The following is a 20938-nucleotide window of genomic DNA, read 5'->3' on the forward strand; positions in this document are numbered from 1 at the left end:
GTGCAATTCGTCAGGAACTAGCGGATCGCCTTGATATTGAGTTCCTCCAGGCTATTCTGGCTGACCATTGGAAACCTTATCTTGAGAATCTTCATGTCTGTATGACGGATGCCACCTGTTATGAAAGTCATCTGCAACAACAACTGACCAAGGTTAGGGTTAAGGCACTTGCAGCGGATTCAATCTGTGCTAATAATGCCAACCGGAAATTTTGTACTAAATATCATATAAGTACTTCCTTTAAGCATAAGGGTAGAGCTGCCAAAGATGAGCCACTTCGGAATATCTTACGGTCGGAACTCAGCCGTGAAAGAGCTACCCGCCTGGAAGGAAGCTTTGGAACGCAGAAACAACATTACTCACTGGCCAGAATAAAAGCTAGAAACAGGAAAACGGAAATGCTTTGGATTTTCTTTGGAATACATACGGCCAATGCAGTATGCATGATAGAAAAGGTCGAAATGAAAAAAAGAACGGCTGCATAATCAGACTAAAATAACAAGAGGAAAACAGGAGAGGTCTTTAACTTCCCCTAAAAAGACATATACATAATGTACCGTTGGGAAGAAAAAATAAGAATATGTAAATAATATTTTATTAAAAAGATAGAAGACTTGAGACTTTACAGAAAAAATAAGAGAAAAGCTCACGTAAAGTAAAACTGTTCTCTTAATTTATTAGAAAGAGGGACATTTACTGAATATCTCTAATTAATTCCATAACTTTTATTGCAATAAGGCTCTGTTGATTTGTCTGCAGAGCTTTATTGCAATATCATTTTGCTTATTGCAGTGTCATTCCTATATGTTCTTTTTCCAGTGAATAAATAAGTTTTTGTCAACTTTATTTTTTCCTACTAATTGAAGGTTATAGGAATTTAGACCAGCGTAGCGATAATCGCCATAATTAATGTCGCCTAATAAATCTATATTCATTAGTGCCCGAACAATTTTTGATCCGCATTGTTCTATTTTCTCGACGATACATTTTCCTCCTAAGAGGTTCATAAGCAGATAAGCTGAAACTTCATAAGCACACCAGCCACATTCTTCCAGATACAGATGGATACAACTTTCATTGTTTTGCTCATTTTTGAGCACTTCAGAAACTTCTTTTTTCATGGTTATCTTTTTATTTACTCGATTTTAGAATCCGGGCAAAGCTAACACCCCTTTATTACAAACAAATATTTTAGTGATACGGTTTTGCAGGGTATTTAAACTATTCAAATAATTAACAGTATAAAAGAGACCGTAACAAAGAAACTTTGAAATTGGGCTGTCAGCTACGTAAATAAACACTATTTTTGCATAATGAGATTCTGAGCATGTGCGGACATTATACTTGATATATAAAACACAATGGAAACATCTAACTTTAAAGAGGAGTTTGAGAGAATGTTGATGAGTGAAATTATTCCTCTTAAACGTGGAGAAACTAATTCACCGGAAGGAGGTGAGTTGTTCTCTAAACTCCATGATTTGGTGGCGAAAAATGTACCTTCAAAACTATATAGATATCGGAACTGTCAAGAATATAATTTGGATTCATTTAGAGATGATGAAGTATATGCCGGTAATCCTCGTAATTTTAATGATCCGTTTGATTCTTTGGTTTGCTACAAGAAAGAGGAGATATTAAAGAATTATGAGGAAGCGTTGAATAAAAATTGGTTTCTTTATATGTTGAGCAAGATAAACAGCCTGGTTGAGGAAGAGATGAGAAAACAATATCCTGACGATCCGATAATTGATGAAGTTGTGAAAAAAATGCAATGTTTTAATGTTTGGAAAGGAGAAGGGGACGAGGTGGTGAACCAAAGATTGCGTGAGGCTTATTATGAAGGAACTACATATGGCGATAAGGGCATTTATAGTGATAAAATTAATGAATATCTTGAATTTATCGGGGATTTATTAGATCAATCAGTGGAGAGTGTAAAGGAAAGTTGTAAGATTGCATGTTTTACAGAGAGAAAGGATAATATGCTGATGTGGTCACATTATGCTGATAGACATAGCGGATTTGTGTTGGAATATGATATAAAGCAAGTTGTTTTTCCAACAAGTGATACGCAACCTAGTAGTCACCCGGCAATACTTTTTCCGGTAATCTATTCAGATAAAAGACTTGATGCAACTCATATAGGGAAAAGTTTAATGGATGACTTTCTTATAAGCCTTAAAGGAGAAAATAATAGCAGCATTGTTTTGCCTGACATTTTTATTTATTTGAAAGTGTTTTTGAATAAAGCCAAATGCTGGGGATATGAAAATGAATGGCGATTGATTTGTCCGGATTCTTATGAAAATGAATCTGTCAAAGTTATAATGAAGCCTACAGCTATTTATTATGGCAGTAACATATCTTCTGCTGATAAGGCGAAATTGAGTTTATTGGCTAAAGAGAAGAACATTGCTGAATATCAGATGGCAGTAGAATATTATAATTCAGAATATAAGGTAAATGTCTTATAATTATTTGCCTGCCTATTACCGGAGGTTGATTAGAGTAACTGTCTCGATTTTATCTCCAGATATTTATTAATTACATCAATAGAGAGATTTTCGGGCGTGGTCAATAGAGAATAAATGCCATGCTGTTTTAGGGTAGAGACAATTAATCGTTTTTCAAAGGCAAATTTTTCGGCAATGACATGGCGATAGTATCCTTCCGTATCTGAGGCAGGAGTAGCAATATAGGCTTTCAGGTCAGCATCTTCGAAGAATACTACCAGTAGGCGGTGTTGTCGATTCAGTTGTTGCAGGTATGCTAATTGCCTGTTCATGCTTCCCATACTGGAGAAGTTGGTGTATAAAACCAAAAGGCTACGTTTATTGACATGCTTGTTCAGATGTACGCATAAGGAAGAAAAGTCCGTTTCACTGAAAGTAGTTTCCTGATTATAGAGATTTTCAAGCAATGTCTGCATATGTCCGGGACGGCTTGATGCTGGTACGAAGGTATCGAAATGTTCATCAAAGGTTATGAGTCCGGCTTTGTCTTCTTTCCGCATGGCAACGTACGAAAGAACTAATGAGGCATTTATCGCATAGTCAAGTAAGGTCATTCCACGAAAAGCCTGTTGCATAACTCGTCCCTTGTCTATCACACTATAAATTTGCTGGGAACGTTCGTCTTGATACACATTTACCATAAGTTCGTGCTTGCGGGCACTTGCTTTCCAGTTTATAGTGCGATAATCATCGCCTTTTACATATTCCTTTATCTGCTCAAACTCAGTGTGATGTCCTACGCGACGTATACGTTTTATACCCAATTCCGTAAGATTATCACTTATTGCCAGCAATTCATAACGATGTAACATCAGGTAGGATGGATAGACTTTGACATCTTGGGTATCACCACAGGTATAGCGGCGCGAAAGTAATCCCATCCTACCTTGTACAAATATACGAATCCGTCCAAAATTGTAGATTCCCCGATGGGTGGGTCGTAATTGATAGCTGATTGTTTTACCTTCATTTGCCTGGAGCTTTATCTGGAAATTTATATTTCGCTGCTGGAATATAAAAGGTATTTCATCAATGACTTCCACGGATACTGCATATGGATAACTGCTCTCCACCCGAATGTTCACCGTATTTTCATCTCCGTTGGAAAAACGTGATGAACATTGGCGAAATGCCTGTATACCATGGATGCGATAAAGCATGTATCCTTCCGCTAATACAGCCAGGAGCATGATAAAAAGCATCCATTGCCCGAGAACAAAGAGCGGAGCAAAAGTATACCCGCTACCCAGTAACAGGATAATCAGGCTGAGGGCAATATAAAAGCGTCGGTTTAAAATCATTTCGGTACTTCTACCTTATCAATCAGGCGTTGGGTTACTTTCACCGGTGAATATCCTTCCATTTCGGCCTCCGCAGTCAGAATCAGGCGGTGCTGGAGTACGTATGGAGCAACAAATTTTATATCTTCCGGTGTTATGAAATCACGTCCCTGCAATAGAGCGTATGCTTTAGAGGTCTGCAGCATAGCGACAGATGCACGTGGAGAAGCTCCCAGATATACGGCTTTGCTGGTGCGCGTCTGCTGTACAATCATGGCAATGTATTGAAGCAATGTATGATCAATAAATACCTGGTTCATCAGCTTGCGGAGAGATAAGAACTCTTCTTTGGTAATGGTAGAATCGATGTCCTCCAGTTTTACGAATGTGGCATTTGTATGATGGCGTTTCAGGATGTTTATTTCTTCATCCAGAGTTGGGTAGTCCATTGTTATTTTCATCAGGAAACGGTCGAGTTGCGCCTCGGGTAGTTTATAAGTACCTTCTTGCTCTACAGGATTTTGAGTAGCCAGAATTGTATAAAGCTCTCCCATAGGATAAGTCATTCCGTCAATACTGACCTGACGCTCTTCCATTACTTCGAACAGGGCAGCCTGTGTCTTGGCCGGAGCACGATTGATTTCATCCACCAATACGATGTCGGCAAAGATGGGGCCCCGATGGAAATCAAAATCATTGGTTTTCATATTAAATACAGTTGTACCCAGTACATCGCTTGGCATTAGGTCCGGAGTAAACTGAATACGGCTGAAATCCGCATCAATCAGGCGGGCAACCAGACGGGCCAGCAGTGTTTTTGCTACTCCCGGCACACCTTCTATCAAGACATGCCCATTTGCTAAAATGGCAGTCAATACCAAGTCCACCATTTGCTCCTGACCTACGATGACAGATGCAATCTGGTCTTTCAACTCTTGTATCTTCTCGGAAAAGAGAGTCAAATCTACTCGTCTTTCAATATTCTCTTCCATAAATTTCTTCTTTATATATGATCTATTATTTCATTCATCTTATCAATAAAATACTTCATCTGCTCTACAGAAATAGTGCACCCTCCATAAATCACTGGTCTGACGGAACGGATAAGCTCACTGATCTCTTCTGTATTCATGCCGGTCTTTTGGGCTATTCTGCTGAAAGAGTGTTCGTCATTTGCTACTTCCTCTATATTTACCTGAATTTCTCTTCTCAATTCTTCTGCAAAGTAGATATACTTTTTATGCACCAAGTCGGCATGATCTTTCTTTTGAAAATAAAGAGTTCCTATCAGTTCGGTAAATTCCAGCGATTTGTTTTCCGGTTGGTAGATGATAGGAATTACCCGTTGCCTCCTTCGGGCGGTGAATACCATGAAGAGGATAATGGTGAACATCGTCAAATACAAAGCCCATCTCAGCGGTCTTTGAGAAAGGAAATACCGGAAAGGGGACATCTGTATTTGGGCCGTTTGCTTCATGTAACCTTCGGTGCGGACAATGGGTAAATCTCCCATTTGGGATAATAGGCGGAAAATGTAAGTCGCATTTTTTCCATCTAATACTCCATAATTAGTAAAGAGCAGGGGAGTAGAGACCAGGATTATTTCACCTTTTCCCCATGGATAGGATAAGGCTATTGGGACACTTGGAATACCCTTTTCTGCCAGTACCTTAGCCGGAAGCGAGTCGGGCACGAGGTAAGAAGAACACAGTTGAGGATAGAAATTAAAGGATTGCCGGGGATATATGGCAGAATCTCCTACCCAGAGGAGAGTGTCTTTCTCCAATGATGCAGCAGCATATTTCTTTAATAATGCTGGGCTAAAGTAGGAATAACTGCTATTAAAATCCAATGTATCTTCTAAATTTCTGTTGAAAGAGTTACTCACCAGCATAATCTTATTTCCCCGTTTTGCTATCTTTAGTATTGCTTCTACATCCACATCTGTCAGAGACAGGTTATTAGTGGCTACTAATATGCCTCTACGAGAGATTGTGTCTTCCTGTTCCAGTTCATAAAAGGTTTTTCGAGATAAAGAATACCCCTTTGGTAACGACGTAGATAGCAAACTGTCGAAAACGGCACATCCGAAAGGTTGTTTATCGTAGTGGCTGAAACTAGGAGCCCATACAAACTTTTTGGGTAATCTACATTCTATCGCGAACATTAAGAGTAAAAAGATGGCAATACAGATGATAAACAAGTGATTTCCTTTCATACAATGCCTCCTTTCTTGACTTCTCCCTGTAAGGATAGCATGGTCTGGAATAATTCTTCCGTTGCTTCAAAGTTTCCATAGCGCACTCGCAAAAAGTGATGGGTTAACCTCTGAAATGCAGGCATCCGTACTTCATAAATATATTGTGTAGGCGTTTTATAGAGTTGCCAGTCAATACGTTTTTCGTCACTGAGTTGCTTCAATGTTTGCAAATATAGCAGTCGGATTGCTTCCCTGTAATCGTGGCGGGAAAGGGAAGAGGCTATTTTTAGGGCAAAATCAACTCCATAAATGGTATCTTCCCCCACACTGTAAGGTAAAGCATTCTTGCGGGAACGTATGAATATTGCCGGATTTTTTTTATAAATGAACCAGCCGATCAGTAACAGCATGAGGACAGCAACACTTATCAGAATCGTTTTTGAATAATCTTCAGCAAACTGACTGCCAAATATACTCTGCAATATTTCTCCGAACCACCTGTTGAGCCATTCGAATATATTCACTTCGGGGGCTATCAACTCACGGTTGTAGTTGTAGTCTGCGTCAGATTGCCACACAGCAAGTTGCGTAGTATCACAAACCAATGTATCAGTCGGAGAAAGAGTCATTTAGATTGATTTAGAGTTTGTCAAAGTTATCAATGTCACTTTCTATCGTTACACTATCCATCTTTTCGGATGCATGCCCATATTGATAGGCTAATCCCACAAATGTGAAAATCATTGCTAGATAAGCACCGAATGCTTGCACTACTGCCAGTAGATAGAGCATGAAACTATATCCTACTGATACGGTTGCTTCACTTCCTACGTCACTCATAGTGAAGAGTATTTTTACAATTGTAGCTGCATACCAGGGCACCAAGGTGACTCCCTGTAGTATACCGGCTATGATTCCCATGACTAAAGAAATAAGGAAGACACCTCCCCAGGTAGCAAAGCCTAGACGGAAAGTTTTCTTAAATGCTTCCATTATGGAAATATTTTCGAATAAGTAGATAGGTGCCCAGAGGGCAAGTGGCACGGCAAAAACTATTGCAATGAGAGCAAATAAAAACGTGATAGGGAAGAACATGACGCTTAAAGCGCCTAATATAAAACTAACACATACTGTTAATAGTAATCCGAAAAGTACAATGATGAATAATCTTCTGATGTTATGGAACAACAAAGGTGTCAGCATTTTCAAGGTAATACCTTGCAGGCGCTCTTCGCGTTCATTATAGGTCCGGATCATTGCATATATCAGCGAAGCTTGCAATACAGTTCCTATTATGAGAAGAAGTGCAAACAAGCCATAGTATGAGAGGAATGAGATAAGGAGAGCCGTATCGGAAGAAATATCCATGCCCTCCGCTATACTTTCCATCCCTTTCATCATACCATTTAGACTCAGGGCTTGGATGAGACAGAGTGGTAAAAGCAGATATGTGGTAAACTTTAGCATCAGCTTCCAGTTCTCCCTTATAAAATCAAAAGATGCATTTAACTTCTCTCCGAAAGAGCGTTTCACATACATTGCAATTTTAGGCTTTTGTGATTCCATGTCGTTTCTTATTAGGTAAATAAATATAGTAGAATATAATAAATGCAAGAGAAATGAGGATCAGGCTGAGTCTCAGTATATTCGGTAATTCGGTATGGCGCGTGATGAAACTTTCGATAAATCCTGCCATTATGAATATGGGGATTGTACCTACAACTATTTTCACTCCTCTTTTGGCTCCTCTTTTGAACGATTCCAGTCTTGAATATGTTCCGGGGAAAAGCCATCCATTGCCCAAAGTCAGTCCGGCAGCTCCGGCAACAATAATAGACCAGATTTCAAGTATCCCATGCAGCCATATGGCAAGCATGGATTCCCAAAGTAAGTCATGCTGGAAAAAGAACATCTGGAATGCGCCGATCATAACTCCATTATTGAAAAGCATATATCCTGTACCAAAGCTTGTTAGGATTCCCATGGCAAAGCAATAGAAAGAAACCATAATATTATTTAGTGTGATTCCCAAGAACATAGGAACTTCGGAAGAGCCGTTATACACTGCCATTGGCTCACCGTTGGCTATGTTATCTAAGGTCATGTCCACATAGCCGTTCCCCAGAATCAAACGGACGAAATCGAGATCACCCGCAGCAGAAACTGCCCCAATCAGCACGCTGACGGTAAAAATGATCAATGAAACCAATAGTTCCCGACGGGCATCATACATGATCTGTGGGATTTCTTGTGTCCAAAAGGTGATGATCCTCGTCCATTTCTCACGCTTGTTCTGGTAAATCTTGTTATGTAGTGCAGAAGCAAGGTTGTTCAGGTAAATGGAAATACGTGAAGTAGGAAAGTGCGTTTGTGCAAACGCCAGATCGGCAGTGAGGTCCGTATATACATCGGCAAGCCGGTCGGGAGACAAGTTTGTTGCTTGTTCCACTACCTTCTCGGCTTCTTTCCATTTATCGATATTCCGACGGATAAACGTTACTTCTTTCATGCTTTTCCAAAGGTTCCAAATAAGTTTTGTCTGAAATCAATAACAAAAGTAAGAGAATAATGATATATTTGCAACGATATACAAAAAATGTTTAATCAAAAATGGCAGAAACTACAATTATTACCGGGCAATTTGTTCGTATCAGCCAAACACCTGCGAGTATTGGCGAACGACTCATTGCGTTGGTGATCGATTTTATTCTGATAGGTTTCTATGTATATGCAACGGCTACCCTGCTTTCTACACTCCGAATCTCATCGGATTTTATAATGATTCTTATTATGATTGTAGTCTATCTGCCGGTATTAGGCTATTCGTTTCTATGTGAAATGTTCAATCATGGACGAAGTTTCGGGAAAAATCTGATGAACATTCGTGTAGTGAAGGCAGACGGTTCTACGCCCGGCATTAGTTCTTACTTGCTTCGTTGGCTTCTTTTTCCGATTGATAGTCTGCTTACCGGTGGTTTCGGACTATTGGTGGTACTATTAACGAAGAACAGTCAGCGGATGGGGGATCTTGCAGCCGGGACCATGGTAATCAAAGAACAGAACTATCGCAAGATCCATGTCAGCCTTGATGAGTTTGATTATCTGACGAAAGATTATCGTCCCACTTATCCACAAGCAGCCGATTTGTCGCTGGAGCAAATAAATGTTATTACCCGGACATTGCAGGACGGCAAGAAAGACCGTGTGCACCGCATTGCACAATTGGCAAAGAAAGTCCAGGAACTTCTTACCATAACTCCCCGTGATGGTAATCAAGAGCAGTTTCTTCAAACAGTTCTCCGTGATTATCAATATTATGCATTAGAGGAAATCTGATAATTTATAGTCTTTAGAAAGTGTTACCATAGGAAAGAAATTTGTGTCATTCTGTCACAGTATTCTTTATTTTCCTGACTTGTTACTTCAAAAATAATCGCATTCCGGCGTATTTTTTGGATAGACGAATAATAATAATGCGCATTTTCTGCATATTTTTCCGGATTTCAGGGGATTTATGCAAAAAAGGTTATTGCTTATGGGTAAAAAGGTTACTACTTACAAGTAAAAGGGTTACTACTTACAAGTAAAAGGGTTACTACTTACAGGTAAAAAGGTTACTACTTATAGGTAAAAGGGTTACGGCATCCGGATTATATGCTTGTTTGTGCACTTTTCAGGGGGTATTTCATTCTAAAAAAAATGTCATGATTTCGATATTTATCTCAAAATCTGCTTCTTGCCATTTTTTATTGGCGTATTTTCATCTTTGTGGGTATCAATCCGGGAATATGGGATTCTCAATAGATTAAAAATGCAAAGTGTCAGAATGTGAGTTCCCTTGTCAACCCGTTTTGATTTTCTATTGTTGATATATTGCGGTGCCGAATAGTACATCAGTTTGCGGTAACTACCTTGGTATGCAACCCCAATAAGTAATTTTATAGAAATATACTGTAGTTTAAGATAATGTGTTTAATAAATATAATTTTATTAATTTTCTTGATTCTTTATTGTCTCTATTCTTTTTTTATTTAATTTTGTCTGCACTATTTTATGTGGGAATTAAACTCAAACCATAATAAATAACAGATAGCTATGACGCAAATAATAGAATTGCAAGGTACGGAGAAACGGTTGTATCAACTTGTAGCTCCTTTAGTAATGAATCCGGAAGTCTTAAAACAGAACTATAATTATCCTTTCCGTACGTCGGAAAGTTTTGTGTGGTTTGTTGCAGTGGATGGAAAAGAAGTTGTAGGTTTTATACCGCTGGAATATAAAAAGCGGGAAGCAGTTATTAATAACTATTATATAAGGAATAATAATGCAGAAGTATTAAAAGCTCTTTTAGAAAAGGTCATAGCCAAAATGGATAAAGATAAATATTTGAGTTCAGTTACATTTGTAGAGCATCAGGAGATATTTAAGGAATTAGGCTTTTCAGTAGAGAAAGAGTGGAAGCGCTATGTGAAAATGAATAAGGAGAATTAAAAATGGGGGAGGCTCAGAAGAATGTATATGAATTAGCACAAGAACGGCTACATATTATATTTAAGGAGTTCGATAACATCTGCGTGTCTTTTTCCGGAGGGAAAGATAGTGGTGTATTACTGAACTTGTGTATTGACTATATCCGGCGCAATAATCTCAAGCGGAAACTTTGTGTTTACCATATGGATTATGAAATCCAGTATAGCATGACAATTGATTATGTAGACCGTATTCTGGAGGCAAACAAGGATATTTTGGAAGTCTATCGAGTGTGTGTGCCTTTTAAAGTCACTACTTGTACCTCTATGTATCAGAATTACTGGCGTCCCTGGGATCCGGAGATGGAAGAAATATGGGTGCGGCAGATGCCAAAGGGAAGTATGGACGTAAAGAGCTTTCCCTTTTATACCGATGCAATGTGGGACTATGAATTCCAAATGCACTTTGCCAAGTGGTTGCATGAAAAAAGAGATGCGGTTCGTTCTTGTTTTCTAATCGGTATTCGTACACAGGAGAGCTTCAATCGCTGGCGCAGTATTCATCTTGCGCGGAAATATCAAATGTATCACAACTATCGTTGGACTTCTAAGATAGGAAACGATATTTTCAATGCATATCCTATATTCGATTGGAAAACGACAGATATCTGGGTAGCTAATGGAAAATTCGGATGGGATTATAATCATTTATATGATTTATATTATAAAGCTGGCGTTAACATTGAACGTCAACGTGTAGCAAGTCCATTTCTATGTGAAGCTCAGGAAAGTCTCCGGCTTTATAAAGTGATTGATCCTACTACCTGGGGCAAGATGGTGGGGCGTGTGAACGGGGTGAACTTTACTGGAATTTATGGCGGAACACATGCTATGGGATGGCAAACCGTTCGCTTGCCGAAGGGGTATACCTGGAAAGAATTTATGCAGTTCCTGCTTTCTACATTGCCTGAAAATACCCGGCGTAATTACTTGAAGAAATTGACCGTTAGTATTGAATTCTGGCGCACGAAAGGTGGATGTCTTAGTGAAGAGACCATTCAAAAGCTCAGGGATGCTGGTGTGTCGCTAGAGGTAGTGAATACTACTAATTACAAGACACATAAGAAACCTGTGAAGATGGACTATCTGGACGATATTGAAATTTCTGAATTTCGTGAGATTCCAACTTATAAAAGAATGTGTGTCTGTATCCTGAAAAACGATCACGCCTGTAAGTATATGGGGTTTGCCTTAAACAAAGAAGAAGCATACAAACGAGATAAAATAATGGAACAATTCAAAAATATGATGTTATGAGTGTAGAGCAAAGTCCGGTATATGCTGTGAAAGCGGTACCGTTGGAAAAAATAGTGGCGAATGATTATAATCCCAATATTGTAGCGCCTCCTGAAATGAAACTATTGGAACTTTCTATTTGGGAAGATGGTTTTACGATGCCTTGTGTGTGTTACTACGATAGTGAAGCTGACCGTTATATATTGGTTGATGGATATCATCGTTATAGCGTATTGAAAAGTTCCAAACGTATTTATCAACGGGAAAATGGTTTGCTGCCTGTGGTGGTGATTGATAAAGAACTCTCTAATCGCATGGCGTCTACCATTCGGCATAACCGTGCGCGCGGTTCGCATAATATAGAATTGATGTGCCACATTGTGGCTGAGCTGGATAAAGCAGGCATGTCTGATCAATGGATTATGAAAAATATTGGCATGGATCGGGATGAATTACTCCGTTTGAAACAGATTTCTGGTTTGGCGGATCTGTTTTCGGACAAGAGTTTTAGTATTCCAAACCCAGTGGAAACACCGGTTCCCGAAGAATAAAATGCCCATTTTGGGCATTTTTGTTTCTATTATGTTCTTTTGTTATCCTTAACAAGTGAAATATCCTGTTCCAAACTTGCATAAGTTAACCAAATCTCCTACTTTTGCCAACATAAACAAACGAATAGGTTACATGTGTCTTCGGACATTATAAAATTCTTACATGAAAAAAATATTGGTTAGTGGAGGTGCCGGGTTTATAGGGTCGCACTTATGCACAAGGTTAATAAATGAAGGGCATCATGTCATATGCTTGGATAACTTGTTTACTGGTGTAGAATCGAATATAGAGCATCTGAAGAACAATTCTCATTTTGAGTTTGTGAATCATGATGTAGAATTTCCCTATCTCATTGAAGGACTTGATGAAATTTATAACTTGGCTTGTCCGGCATCACCGATACATTACCAATATGATGCGATCAAAACGATTAAGACCTCCGTACTGGGAGCTATTAATATGTTGGGGTTGGCGAAGAAGACAAATGCTAAGATTTTACAAGCTTCAACAAGTGAAGTATATGGTGATCCAGTAGTACATCCTCAGGTAGAAAGTTATTGGGGAAATGTGAATCCGATTGGCATCAGATCTTGTTATGATGAAGGAAAACGTTGTTCTGAGACTTTGTTTATGGATTATCATCGTCAAAACAATATTCGTATTAAAATAATTCGTATCTTTAACACGTATGGTCCACGGATGTTGCCGAATGATGGTAGAGTAGTTTCTAATTTTGTTGTTCAGGCACTGCAAAACCATGATATAACTATCTATGGGACAGGGGATCAGACCCGAAGCTTTCAGTATATTGATGATCTGATAGAAGGAATGGTGCGAATGATGAATACGGAGGACGAATTTATTGGCCCGGTAAACCTTGGAAATCCGAATGAATTTTCTATTCTTGAACTAGCTGAAAAAGTCATCCAATTAACAGGGTCTAAATCGAAATTGGTGTTTAAGCCGCTTCCGCATGATGATCCGAAACAGCGCCAACCAGATATTACGCTGGCAAAAGAGAAACTGAATTGGCAGCCAACAATTGAATTGGGAGATGGTTTGCAGAAGATAGTGGAATATTTTAAGGAATATCGTTATAGAAATTAATAGATAAACGGGAAAACAATATAGTATAAGATGAATATGGAAATAAATCCTTCTGAGTACAAGATTCTCATCGTTGACGATGTGATGTCCAACGTTTTGTTGTTGAAAGTACTCTTAACAAATGAAAAATTTGCTATCGCTACGGCAAGTAACGGTCGGCAAGCATTGGAGCAGGTAGATAAGGAAAACCCGGATTTGGTGTTGCTGGACGTGATGATGCCGGACATGAGTGGTTTTGAAGTGGCACAGCATTTGAAAGCAAACCCTAAGACCGCAGATATTCCTATCATCTTCCTGACTGCGCTAAACAGCACGACGGACATTGTAAAAGGTTTCCAGGTGGGAGCGAATGACTTTATCTCCAAACCTTTCAATAAGGAAGAGCTGATTATTCGTGTAACCCACCAGATTTCGCTGGTAGCTGCCAAACGCATTATTTTGAATAAGACCGAAGAGCTGCAACGTACCATTGCCGGACGTGATAAACTTTATTCGGTGATTGCTCATGATTTGCGTTCTCCTATGGGTTCTATCAAGATGGTGCTGAATATGCTGATACTGAATCTGCCGGCTGAGAAGATCGGTGATGAGATGTATGAGCTGTTGACAATGGCAAACCAGACGACAGAAGATGTATTCTCATTGCTGGATAACTTGCTGAAGTGGACGAAGAGCCAGATTGGTAAGTTGAATGTAGTATATCAGGATATTGATGTGGTAGAAGTTGTGGATGGAGTTATAGATATCTTTAATATGGTAGCTGGTCTGAAGAAGATTACAATCCGTGAAGAGAAACCGGAGAAACTGGCTGTATCCGCAGATATAGATATGCTGAAAACCGTGGTACGCAATTTGATAAGCAATGCTATTAAGTTCAGCAACGAAAATTCTGAAGTATTGGTAAAACTGGAGGAAAAAGATGGTATGGCGGTAGTCTGTGTGCAAGATCACGGTTGTGGTATTGACGAAGAAGGACAAAAGAAACTGCTTCATACAGATACGCACTTCAGTACCTTCGGTACAAACAATGAAGAAGGTTCCGGTTTGGGATTACTCTTGTGTCAGGACTTTGTAGTAAAGAATGGTGGTAAACTGTGGTTTACTTCCAAAAAAGGCGAAGGTTCTATATTCAGCTTCTCACTCCCGTTGAAAAAGTAAATATTGTATTAAAGACAGACCATCTGTTTCATGTAAACAGACGGTCTGTTTTTTTATCGCCTGCATAGCTCTCTGAAATCACAGAACTCACATTTCTTGGTATCTTCAGTTTGGGTGAAAGCTTCTTCCGGATTGTATATTTCTTGTAAAAGAGTTTGCAGGCGTTCACGAAATTCATCTTCATAGAAAGCAAAGTTATTGACCGGCATCTTGGGTTGGCGTGCTTCTCCCATTTCAATAACAGGGGAATACGTCTCTGACGCTGCTTGATGAATATAAAGTAGGGAAGGGGCTACCTTCAATGACTGCTTGCGGCACATAATAGAAGCATACAAGAAAGTCTGAAAAATGTAATTCGGACGTCCGTCGGCAGGTGTGAATAGCTGCTTGATGTTTTCGGGCGTCTTTGGGCTACCTCCTGTTTTATAGTCTACTATACGCAAAGTGTCGTCTTTGCTATCTATACGGTCAATGGTACCACCGATGTTCAATGCTAACTTTCCTTGCGGAGTTTCGATTTCTATAATTTCCGTTACCTTCTTTTCCATGCCTTCCATAAAGAAAGGTGCATATTGCAGATCGTTACGCAGCAGTTGGCGGAGATAAGATGTGATTACTTTGGCATTAATAAGCTGCGTACCGTTAAATTCCGGCTTTTCGGTGAGGGCTACGTGGAAGAACTCCTCTTTGAAAGCGGTATCTACATAGTTCTGTAATTTTATATCATTGCGCAATACTTGCTCCAAATCATCTTTTCGAATTTCTTTTCCGTTTGCAGTCAAATCTTTATAGACTAATTCGGCTGCACGGTGGAAAATTGTACCAAACAGAGCAGAGTCTATTTCAGCGCTTACTTCATCGGGAGCTTTTAGGCCAGCTACATAGCGGTAATAGAATTTCAATCTGCAATCCAGATAAGTATTAAGTGCTGAAGGTGAAAACAGGGATTTCGGATGACGATTCACATCATACCTTTCGTACATTCTCGTTATGATCTCCGGTGTTTTCTCAACGCGAATTTCTCTACCACTTTGGGGAGATTGTCCGGCTTCAAGGTATTCTCGTGAGATGCTGTGTGGAGATTCAACAAGAAATTGCAACATGAAACGAGACATTTCTCCGCGATTCAATCCTTCTGAAGCAGTATTATATAATAAGGTGACATTTTCGGCACGTTGTATCAGGCGGTAGAAGTAATACGCATATAGGGCATTCTTATGTTCGATAGTAGTCATGCCGAAAGCTTTCCTCAGATTGTATGGAATAAAGGAAGAATCACCACCTGCTTTGGGCAGCTGCCCTTCGTTGAGAGAAAGCATAATAAGATTACGAAAGTCGAGATTACGTGTTTCCAAGACTCCCATCACCTGCATACCAATAGCAGGCTCGCCATGAAAAGGAATGTTTGAAGTGGCAAGTAGTCGGCAGAGCAGACGTCTCAATGTATCAATTTGTATGTTCAATTCTCCATTGTCAATCAGGTTCAGCAGACGATTGATGAGAGTATAACTTTTAAATAGAGACTCTCGGTAAAGTTGGTTGAAGATATCATCTGTTTCTTGTTCTTGCCGGTAGAGGACAGCAACTTCGCGTAACATCTCCGTGAGGTATTGACAAAGGGCTGAAATACCCGTTTTAGGCGTGAATATTTGTTCTAAAAAAATATCTTGCTTTAGCTCAGAAGGTAAAGGGAAGAATCGATTGTCCCTTGTTAATTGTTTCTCTAAACTTTCTGCAGAAGTGGAGAGCTGACGTGTATAGGGATGCTTCAGTACAGACTGTACAGCTTCGTATTGATAGCGTCCCGTATCTCTGCGATAACCTGTAGTCTGCAATTCGATAAGTGCACTGACGAAACTGTATACGGGTGTTTGTGCCAAAGGAAATCCCATAGTTATATTTACATTCTTTACTTCAGGTGGAATGGAATGAAGTACAGGTAGCAGAAGTGCCTCATTACAAAGAACTACTGCATTTTCTTTCTCTTTCACAGGAGTCTTCTGTAGGTCTCTTTTCGTTACGGAACGTATCCATTCCGGTAGATAACGTGCTTGTGCATTCTCAGTCGGAGCAGAGATGAAACGTACATTTTTAGGTTTCCGCAATGTATCAAAAACTGCTTCCGGCAATTCGTTGGGGAATAATTTCAGATTACGAAGAATGAATTCTCCTGCCTCGTGTGTGTAGGGAGGTGTGTTTTCACGGGGCAGGCGGGTGTAGAAGACATCATAATCCCAATAAAATAATGCTTTTCCGGCCTCGCGCAAGCGTTCAAAGAACTTGGTTTCTACTTTGTTTAATACGTTGAAACCAACAAAAACGTAATGCTCATACTTTAGTTTATCCGACTGTAATTCCTCCATTACATAGCGGTACATCATACCTTCGTAAGCAATGCCAAGTTCTTCAAGATTACGGCGATAATGGTGATAGATATCGCCTAATTTATCCCATAGAGAAATGAATTTCTCCTTAAGCTGTGTCCGGCGCTCGATAGAGAAATTTTGGAAAAACTGACGAATGGCTTCTTCCTGCTCGGAGTCAAGGAAGTCGTAATCGTCCATTATATTTTTCAAATCCTGCAGGTTAGAGAATAACCGGTCGGCATCTACAAGATTTTTGTCCACATCGTCAAAATCACTGATAAGTAATTCGCCCCAGAAGTAGAAATCATCGAGTGTTTCTTCGCTGCGGGTTTCTTCACGGAAGACTTTATAGAGTTCGCATACCAACCGGATAGGGTCTCCGGATTTCCACGGGGAGAGTTGCCGGAACAGTTCGCTGATACTGACATAGGCAGGCGACCATATAGGGCGGTCGCTCTGCATTGCCAGATATTCGTTGAAGAACAGGCTGGCACGTTTATTGGGGAAAACGATGGCTACTCTTGAAAGATCGTTTCCTATCTTTTGGTAAAGGTCTTGGGCTACTAATTGGAGAAATGTTTGCATACTACCGTTGTATCTATACTTTTTCTATTAAATCTTCTTCCACATACCAAAGGTATCCTTTTATGTTTTCTTTCAGATACCCCATGCGAGTGAGCAATTGCATATATCCTTGCACTTGCTTATTATACTTTTTGTTTTGTTTTCCGAATTTGAAATCTATAACGACAATTTCATTGCCGCGCATCATTACACGGTCGGGTCGGCGGGTATGTAGCTCACCCCTTTCCTGCCAGATGATATCACATTCATTGAACAGGTGCCAGTTCCCCGAATACCAGTCTTGAACTTGGAGAAGCGAGAATGCATGATGGGTCAGTTCCCGGATTGACTTTTCCGTTTCGGGTTTGCCGATAATACCTTCAAAGACAAGTTGGTCAATAGCATTATCAATGTCTTCCTCTGTTTCAATGGCTGAGAAAAGAGTATGTAAAAGCCGTCCCCGGTTTATGAAGCGATTGTCGGATTCTTCTTCATCAACTCCCTGAATAAAGTCCGCAGAACGGTTCGACTGTCGGAATTCTATATCATGCCTCATGCTTTCCATGTGTACCGGGAGTTTGTCAGGCTTTTGTGCAAGGCGATTGGCAGAAGTCTTAGGGGGGTCGGGCAGGTGCTCATCTGTTCCTGTGTACTTTGATGGACAGAGTTCTCCATTTTCATAAGGTTCTTTTTCATCCCAGTTTTCGTCACCTTCCCGGGCGGCTACTTGTGGCAGAGCATTGGCCAATAATTCCGACATGGTACCTTTTTGCCCTTTCTTGCACCAGAAAATTAGATTCTTTCCGGCACGGGTGAAAGCTACATAAAGTAGGTTCAGGTTATCCACCCAGAGTTGCAGGCGTTCATCCAGATAATTTTGCCGATATACAGATTCCGCCATGGTAGAGGAATAATTTACCGGAACGATGTCGAGTGTACTGAATGGTGCTTCAGTAGGCGAACACCATATCAACTGATTATTAGTTTCATTCTCGAGCTTCCAGTCACAGTAAGGAATGAGAACGGTATGAAATTCCAGTCCTTTTGATTTATGAATGGAAAGGATACGGATGCCGTCCATTTCTCCACTGGGGATAGTCTTATTACATAATGTTTCGTTCCAGTAGCGGATAAATGCGTCCAGGTCCGAAGAATTATTTTGAAGGTATTCAGTGACAGCATCGAAGAAGGAAAAAAGATAAGCATCCTGCTTTTCAATCCGTTTCATTTCAAACAGACTGAATAATTCTTCCAACAATTCGTAAAGTGGCATTAACCGGAGAGTTTCCATACCTGTGACGAATGCTTCGGGCAGTGCTTCTTCAGGTTTCGCGGTCAGTAAGCTGTCCCAGTCACCTCCCTGTTTTTTGATTCCTGATTCATAGTTCATCATGAGTGATGCGCACGCCACCTTGTCTTCCGGATTGGATAAGTAGCGTAAGGCATCTATCAACATACAGATGGCCTGTGAAGCATCCAGTCGGAATGCCTCGTCCGAGACGACAGACAGGTGCATGGTCTTGTCAAAATAGTCAGCAATGGGAGGGATGTTTTTATTTTTGCGTACCAGAATGGTGATATCGTTTAGCTTCACGCCTGCTTCCAGCAACCGCTGCACTTCTTCTCCTAACGAGAGAATGGTGAGTTCTGTATAGTCATGCTCTTCGTCCGGTTCCAGAAAGGTTGCTTTGATGTATCCTTTAGCTTCCGTTCGTGGCGATTCCTGGGCAACATCTGCATAAGCCCGTTGCAGGGGGTGGCAGTCTTCTTGCAGCTCTTTCAGGTGGAGCATATTTAGATATTCCACGGCTGCGGTAAATAAGTTATTATTGAAGCGGATGACATTCGTTTCACTTCGACGGTTGGTCTTTAGTGTTTCTACACGTACCGGGAAAGGGAAAGAAGCATCTTTGGTACCCAGCGCGTTCAATATCCCCCAGTCGCCGTTTCGCCAGCGATAGATAGATTGTTTCACATCTCCTACGATCAAACTGTCTGCTCCTTGTGAAAGACCTTCAAGTAGTAGAATTTTGAAGTTATCCCATTGCATCCGGCTGGTGTCCTGAAACTCATCGATCATTACGTTTCGTATATTGGCACCGATTTTTTCGAATACGAAAGAAGAATCCCCATCTCGTACTAGATTATGGAGCAGTGCATTCGTATCTGATAATAGGAAGCGGTTATGTTCCCGGTTCAGTTCACGCACTTCTTCGTCGATATGGGCAAGTAACTGTAATTTATTCAAATGTTGCAGGGACAGTCGGCAACTATTTACGATCTTGTTGTTTCTTGGTCTGAAAGTTTCAGCATCCTGTAATAACGGGAGTAAGCTTGTTTCGGCCAGCCGAATAATTTCGTTCTTCTGCGCAGATGTTTTGGTAGCCCAGTTTTTGGCATCATCCAGACTGTTCTTTAGTGTGGCATTTACTGTATCTTTGTCTGATAAACGTCCATCCCTCAGTTTGCGAAAATAGCTGCCTATGCCTCGTGCCCCACCTTTCAGATCTTCCGGTGTGAGGGCATGTGCTTCCAGTTCGCCAATGAATTGGTCGTAGAAACCTTTCATTTGTTCCAGAGCTTCCGTTTCCATTTCCCTCAGTTCATTACGGTATAGCTTGATAGTATTGGGATCTTTCAGTTGTTGGCGGAGTCCTTCACCTTGTTCTATATAACCTTCATCGAAGATATTCCAGCCAAAGCGTTTGATTTCATTGGATACATTCCAGCGTTTATCATCGGCAATACGCTCATTGATATAGTCCAGTAGCCAGGCCAGTACCGGAGAGGATAGAGTTAGTTTCTCTATCAGGCTATCCACTGCATCACTCAGAACTTCGGTATTATTCAGTTCGATATTGAGGTTCGGGCTTAGTTCCAGTTCGCGTGCCAGATTACGCATCACGGATTGGAAAAAAGAGTCGATGGTTTCCACCCGGAACCGACTGTAATCATGCAACATGTACTGTAAGGCGGTTCCGGCTGCCAGGCGGATATCGTCTTCAGACAGATTCTTCCATTGTAAGTCTTCTCGGATACGATTCAAGTAGGGTTCGGATGCCGGGTCGCTTACCCAGATTCCGTAGAGTTGTTGCAGGATGCGCTCTTTCATCTCTGCCGTAGCTTTATTGGTGAAGGTTACGGCAAGTATTTGCCGGTAAGCTCTGGGGTTGAGTATCAAGTGCTTGATGTACTCTACAGCAAGGGTGAATGTCTTTCCAGAACCGGCTGAGGCTTTATATACTAATAATTCCATGTAAATTTGCGAAATTGAACTTTGGTACAAACATACGTAAAAAGCATGAATTAGAGGGTATGTCTTTGGCAATTCTATCTATTAATTTTGATTCACTTGAGGGGTATAGACATAAAAAAAGGAGTACCGCTGTACTCCAACCTTTGTTAACCTTAAATCTAATACTATGAAAAA

Annotated in this window: 16 protein-coding genes and 1 pseudogene; 8 read left to right on the forward strand and 9 right to left on the reverse strand. The window is 40.4% G+C overall.

Features of this window, described 5'->3' with window-relative positions; translation table 11 throughout:
* Positions 1–485 (forward strand): annotated as a pseudogene (locus BWI44_RS03055) (hypothetical protein); the annotation flags it as partial.
* 315 nt (positions 486–800) lie between these two features.
* Here BWI44_RS03055 and BWI44_RS03060 read toward each other — a convergent pair.
* Positions 801–1121, reverse strand: coding sequence for a hypothetical protein (locus BWI44_RS03060; protein WP_286811340.1), 321 nt, complete (start codon positions 1119–1121; stop codon positions 801–803).
* A gap of 240 nt (positions 1122–1361) precedes the next feature.
* Here BWI44_RS03060 and BWI44_RS03065 point away from each other — a divergent pair, with 240 nt between their 5' ends.
* Complete coding sequence (locus BWI44_RS03065) at positions 1362–2477, forward strand: DUF2971 domain-containing protein (RefSeq protein WP_007663066.1); 1116 nt, start codon at positions 1362–1364, stop codon at positions 2475–2477.
* Positions 2478–2506: 29 nt separating this feature from the next.
* On the opposite strand, the gene BWI44_RS03070 is transcribed toward BWI44_RS03065, so the two are convergent.
* The 6 genes from BWI44_RS03070 to BWI44_RS03095 are packed head-to-tail and all read right to left on the reverse strand — an operon-like array spanning position 2507 to position 8505.
* The gene (locus BWI44_RS03070) at positions 2507–3817 is read right to left on the reverse strand and encodes a DUF58 domain-containing protein (RefSeq protein ID WP_195208932.1); all 1311 of its coding nucleotides are present in this window, start codon (positions 3815–3817) and stop codon (positions 2507–2509) included.
* Positions 3814–4788: an AAA family ATPase gene (locus tag BWI44_RS03075; protein ID WP_117707468.1), complete on the reverse strand. Its 975-nt coding sequence runs from the start codon at positions 4786–4788 to the stop codon at positions 3814–3816. Before BWI44_RS03075 ends, BWI44_RS03070 begins: the two co-directional genes overlap by 4 nt.
* An 11-nt stretch (positions 4789–4799) precedes the next feature.
* The gene (locus BWI44_RS03080) at positions 4800–6014 is read right to left on the reverse strand and encodes a DUF4350 domain-containing protein (protein ID WP_195208933.1); all 1215 of its coding nucleotides are present in this window, start codon (positions 6012–6014) and stop codon (positions 4800–4802) included.
* Positions 6011–6625 carry a DUF4129 domain-containing protein gene (locus BWI44_RS03085; RefSeq protein ID WP_007663061.1) on the reverse strand — a complete coding sequence of 205 codons (615 nt, stop codon included), beginning with the start codon at positions 6623–6625 and terminating at the stop codon, positions 6011–6013. Before BWI44_RS03085 ends, BWI44_RS03080 begins: the two co-directional genes overlap by 4 nt.
* Positions 6626–6635: 10 nt before the next feature.
* A complete protein-coding gene (locus BWI44_RS03090; protein WP_115501855.1) occupies positions 6636–7562 on the reverse strand; it encodes a hypothetical protein in 927 nt (308 codons plus the stop codon).
* A complete protein-coding gene (locus BWI44_RS03095; RefSeq protein WP_195208934.1) occupies positions 7543–8505 on the reverse strand; it encodes a stage II sporulation protein M in 963 nt (320 codons plus the stop codon). Before BWI44_RS03095 ends, BWI44_RS03090 begins: the two co-directional genes overlap by 20 nt.
* A 101-nt stretch (positions 8506–8606) precedes the next feature.
* Here BWI44_RS03095 and BWI44_RS03100 point away from each other — a divergent pair, with 101 nt between their 5' ends.
* The 6 genes from BWI44_RS03100 (at position 8607) to BWI44_RS03125 (ending at position 14578) form a co-directional block, all read left to right on the forward strand.
* The gene (locus tag BWI44_RS03100; RefSeq protein WP_007663057.1) at positions 8607–9332 is read left to right on the forward strand and encodes an RDD family protein; all 726 of its coding nucleotides are present in this window, start codon (positions 8607–8609) and stop codon (positions 9330–9332) included.
* A gap of 759 nt (positions 9333–10091) precedes the next feature.
* The gene (locus BWI44_RS03105) at positions 10092–10487 is read left to right on the forward strand and encodes a hypothetical protein (RefSeq protein WP_007663056.1); all 396 of its coding nucleotides are present in this window, start codon (positions 10092–10094) and stop codon (positions 10485–10487) included.
* A 2-nt stretch (positions 10488–10489) separates the two neighbouring features.
* Positions 10490–11782: a DUF3440 domain-containing protein gene (locus tag BWI44_RS03110; RefSeq protein WP_118294562.1), complete on the forward strand. Its 1293-nt coding sequence runs from the start codon at positions 10490–10492 to the stop codon at positions 11780–11782.
* Positions 11779–12312 (forward strand): IbrB-like domain-containing protein, encoded by a 534-nt coding sequence (locus BWI44_RS03115; RefSeq protein ID WP_118294563.1) that lies wholly within the window; start codon positions 11779–11781, stop codon positions 12310–12312. The genes BWI44_RS03110 and BWI44_RS03115 overlap by 4 nt, the downstream gene beginning before the upstream one ends.
* A 163-nt stretch (positions 12313–12475) precedes the next feature.
* Positions 12476–13420: a UDP-glucuronic acid decarboxylase family protein gene (locus tag BWI44_RS03120; protein WP_118294564.1), complete on the forward strand. Its 945-nt coding sequence runs from the start codon at positions 12476–12478 to the stop codon at positions 13418–13420.
* 30 nt (positions 13421–13450) lie between these two features.
* Positions 13451–14578 carry an ATP-binding response regulator gene (locus BWI44_RS03125; protein ID WP_118294565.1) on the forward strand — a complete coding sequence of 376 codons (1128 nt, stop codon included), beginning with the start codon at positions 13451–13453 and terminating at the stop codon, positions 14576–14578.
* Between the two features lie 53 nt (positions 14579–14631).
* Here the strand turns inward: BWI44_RS03125 and BWI44_RS03130 are convergent, their stop codons facing one another.
* Positions 14632–17529: a PD-(D/E)XK nuclease family protein gene (locus tag BWI44_RS03130; protein WP_286811362.1), complete on the reverse strand. Its 2898-nt coding sequence runs from the start codon at positions 17527–17529 to the stop codon at positions 14632–14634.
* A gap of 13 nt (positions 17530–17542) precedes the next feature.
* Positions 17543–20764 carry a UvrD-helicase domain-containing protein gene (locus tag BWI44_RS03135; RefSeq protein ID WP_195208937.1) on the reverse strand — a complete coding sequence of 1074 codons (3222 nt, stop codon included), beginning with the start codon at positions 20762–20764 and terminating at the stop codon, positions 17543–17545.
* Positions 20765–20938 lie beyond the last annotated feature (174 nt).

The organism is Bacteroides sp. Phil13 (genome assembly GCF_001940965.1).
GTDB lineage: Bacteria > Bacteroidota > Bacteroidia > Bacteroidales > Bacteroidaceae > Bacteroides > Bacteroides intestinalis.

Excerpts from the sequence above, each read along its gene's own strand:
- BWI44_RS03060 (WP_286811340.1), bottom strand. The coding sequence starts at position 1,121 with ATGAAAAAAGAAGTTTCTGAAGTGCTCAAAAATGAGCAAAACAATGAA.
- BWI44_RS03065 (WP_007663066.1), top strand. The coding sequence starts at position 1,362 with ATGGAAACATCTAACTTTAAAGAGGAGTTTGAGAGAATGTTGATGAGT.
- BWI44_RS03070 (WP_195208932.1), bottom strand. The coding sequence starts at position 3,817 with ATGATTTTAAACCGACGCTTTTATATTGCCCTCAGCCTGATTATCCTG.
- BWI44_RS03075 (WP_117707468.1), bottom strand. The coding sequence starts at position 4,788 with ATGGAAGAGAATATTGAAAGACGAGTAGATTTGACTCTCTTTTCCGAG.
- BWI44_RS03080 (WP_195208933.1), bottom strand. The coding sequence starts at position 6,014 with ATGAAAGGAAATCACTTGTTTATCATCTGTATTGCCATCTTTTTACTC.
- BWI44_RS03085 (WP_007663061.1), bottom strand. The coding sequence starts at position 6,625 with ATGACTCTTTCTCCGACTGATACATTGGTTTGTGATACTACGCAACTT.
- BWI44_RS03090 (WP_115501855.1), bottom strand. The coding sequence starts at position 7,562 with ATGGAATCACAAAAGCCTAAAATTGCAATGTATGTGAAACGCTCTTTC.
- BWI44_RS03095 (WP_195208934.1), bottom strand. The coding sequence starts at position 8,505 with ATGAAAGAAGTAACGTTTATCCGTCGGAATATCGATAAATGGAAAGAA.
- BWI44_RS03100 (WP_007663057.1), top strand. The coding sequence starts at position 8,607 with ATGGCAGAAACTACAATTATTACCGGGCAATTTGTTCGTATCAGCCAA.
- BWI44_RS03105 (WP_007663056.1), top strand. The coding sequence starts at position 10,092 with ATGACGCAAATAATAGAATTGCAAGGTACGGAGAAACGGTTGTATCAA.
- BWI44_RS03110 (WP_118294562.1), top strand. The coding sequence starts at position 10,490 with ATGGGGGAGGCTCAGAAGAATGTATATGAATTAGCACAAGAACGGCTA.
- BWI44_RS03115 (WP_118294563.1), top strand. The coding sequence starts at position 11,779 with ATGAGTGTAGAGCAAAGTCCGGTATATGCTGTGAAAGCGGTACCGTTG.
- BWI44_RS03120 (WP_118294564.1), top strand. The coding sequence starts at position 12,476 with ATGAAAAAAATATTGGTTAGTGGAGGTGCCGGGTTTATAGGGTCGCAC.
- BWI44_RS03125 (WP_118294565.1), top strand. The coding sequence starts at position 13,451 with ATGAATATGGAAATAAATCCTTCTGAGTACAAGATTCTCATCGTTGAC.
- BWI44_RS03130 (WP_286811362.1), bottom strand. The coding sequence starts at position 17,529 with ATGCAAACATTTCTCCAATTAGTAGCCCAAGACCTTTACCAAAAGATA.
- BWI44_RS03135 (WP_195208937.1), bottom strand. The coding sequence starts at position 20,764 with ATGGAATTATTAGTATATAAAGCCTCAGCCGGTTCTGGAAAGACATTC.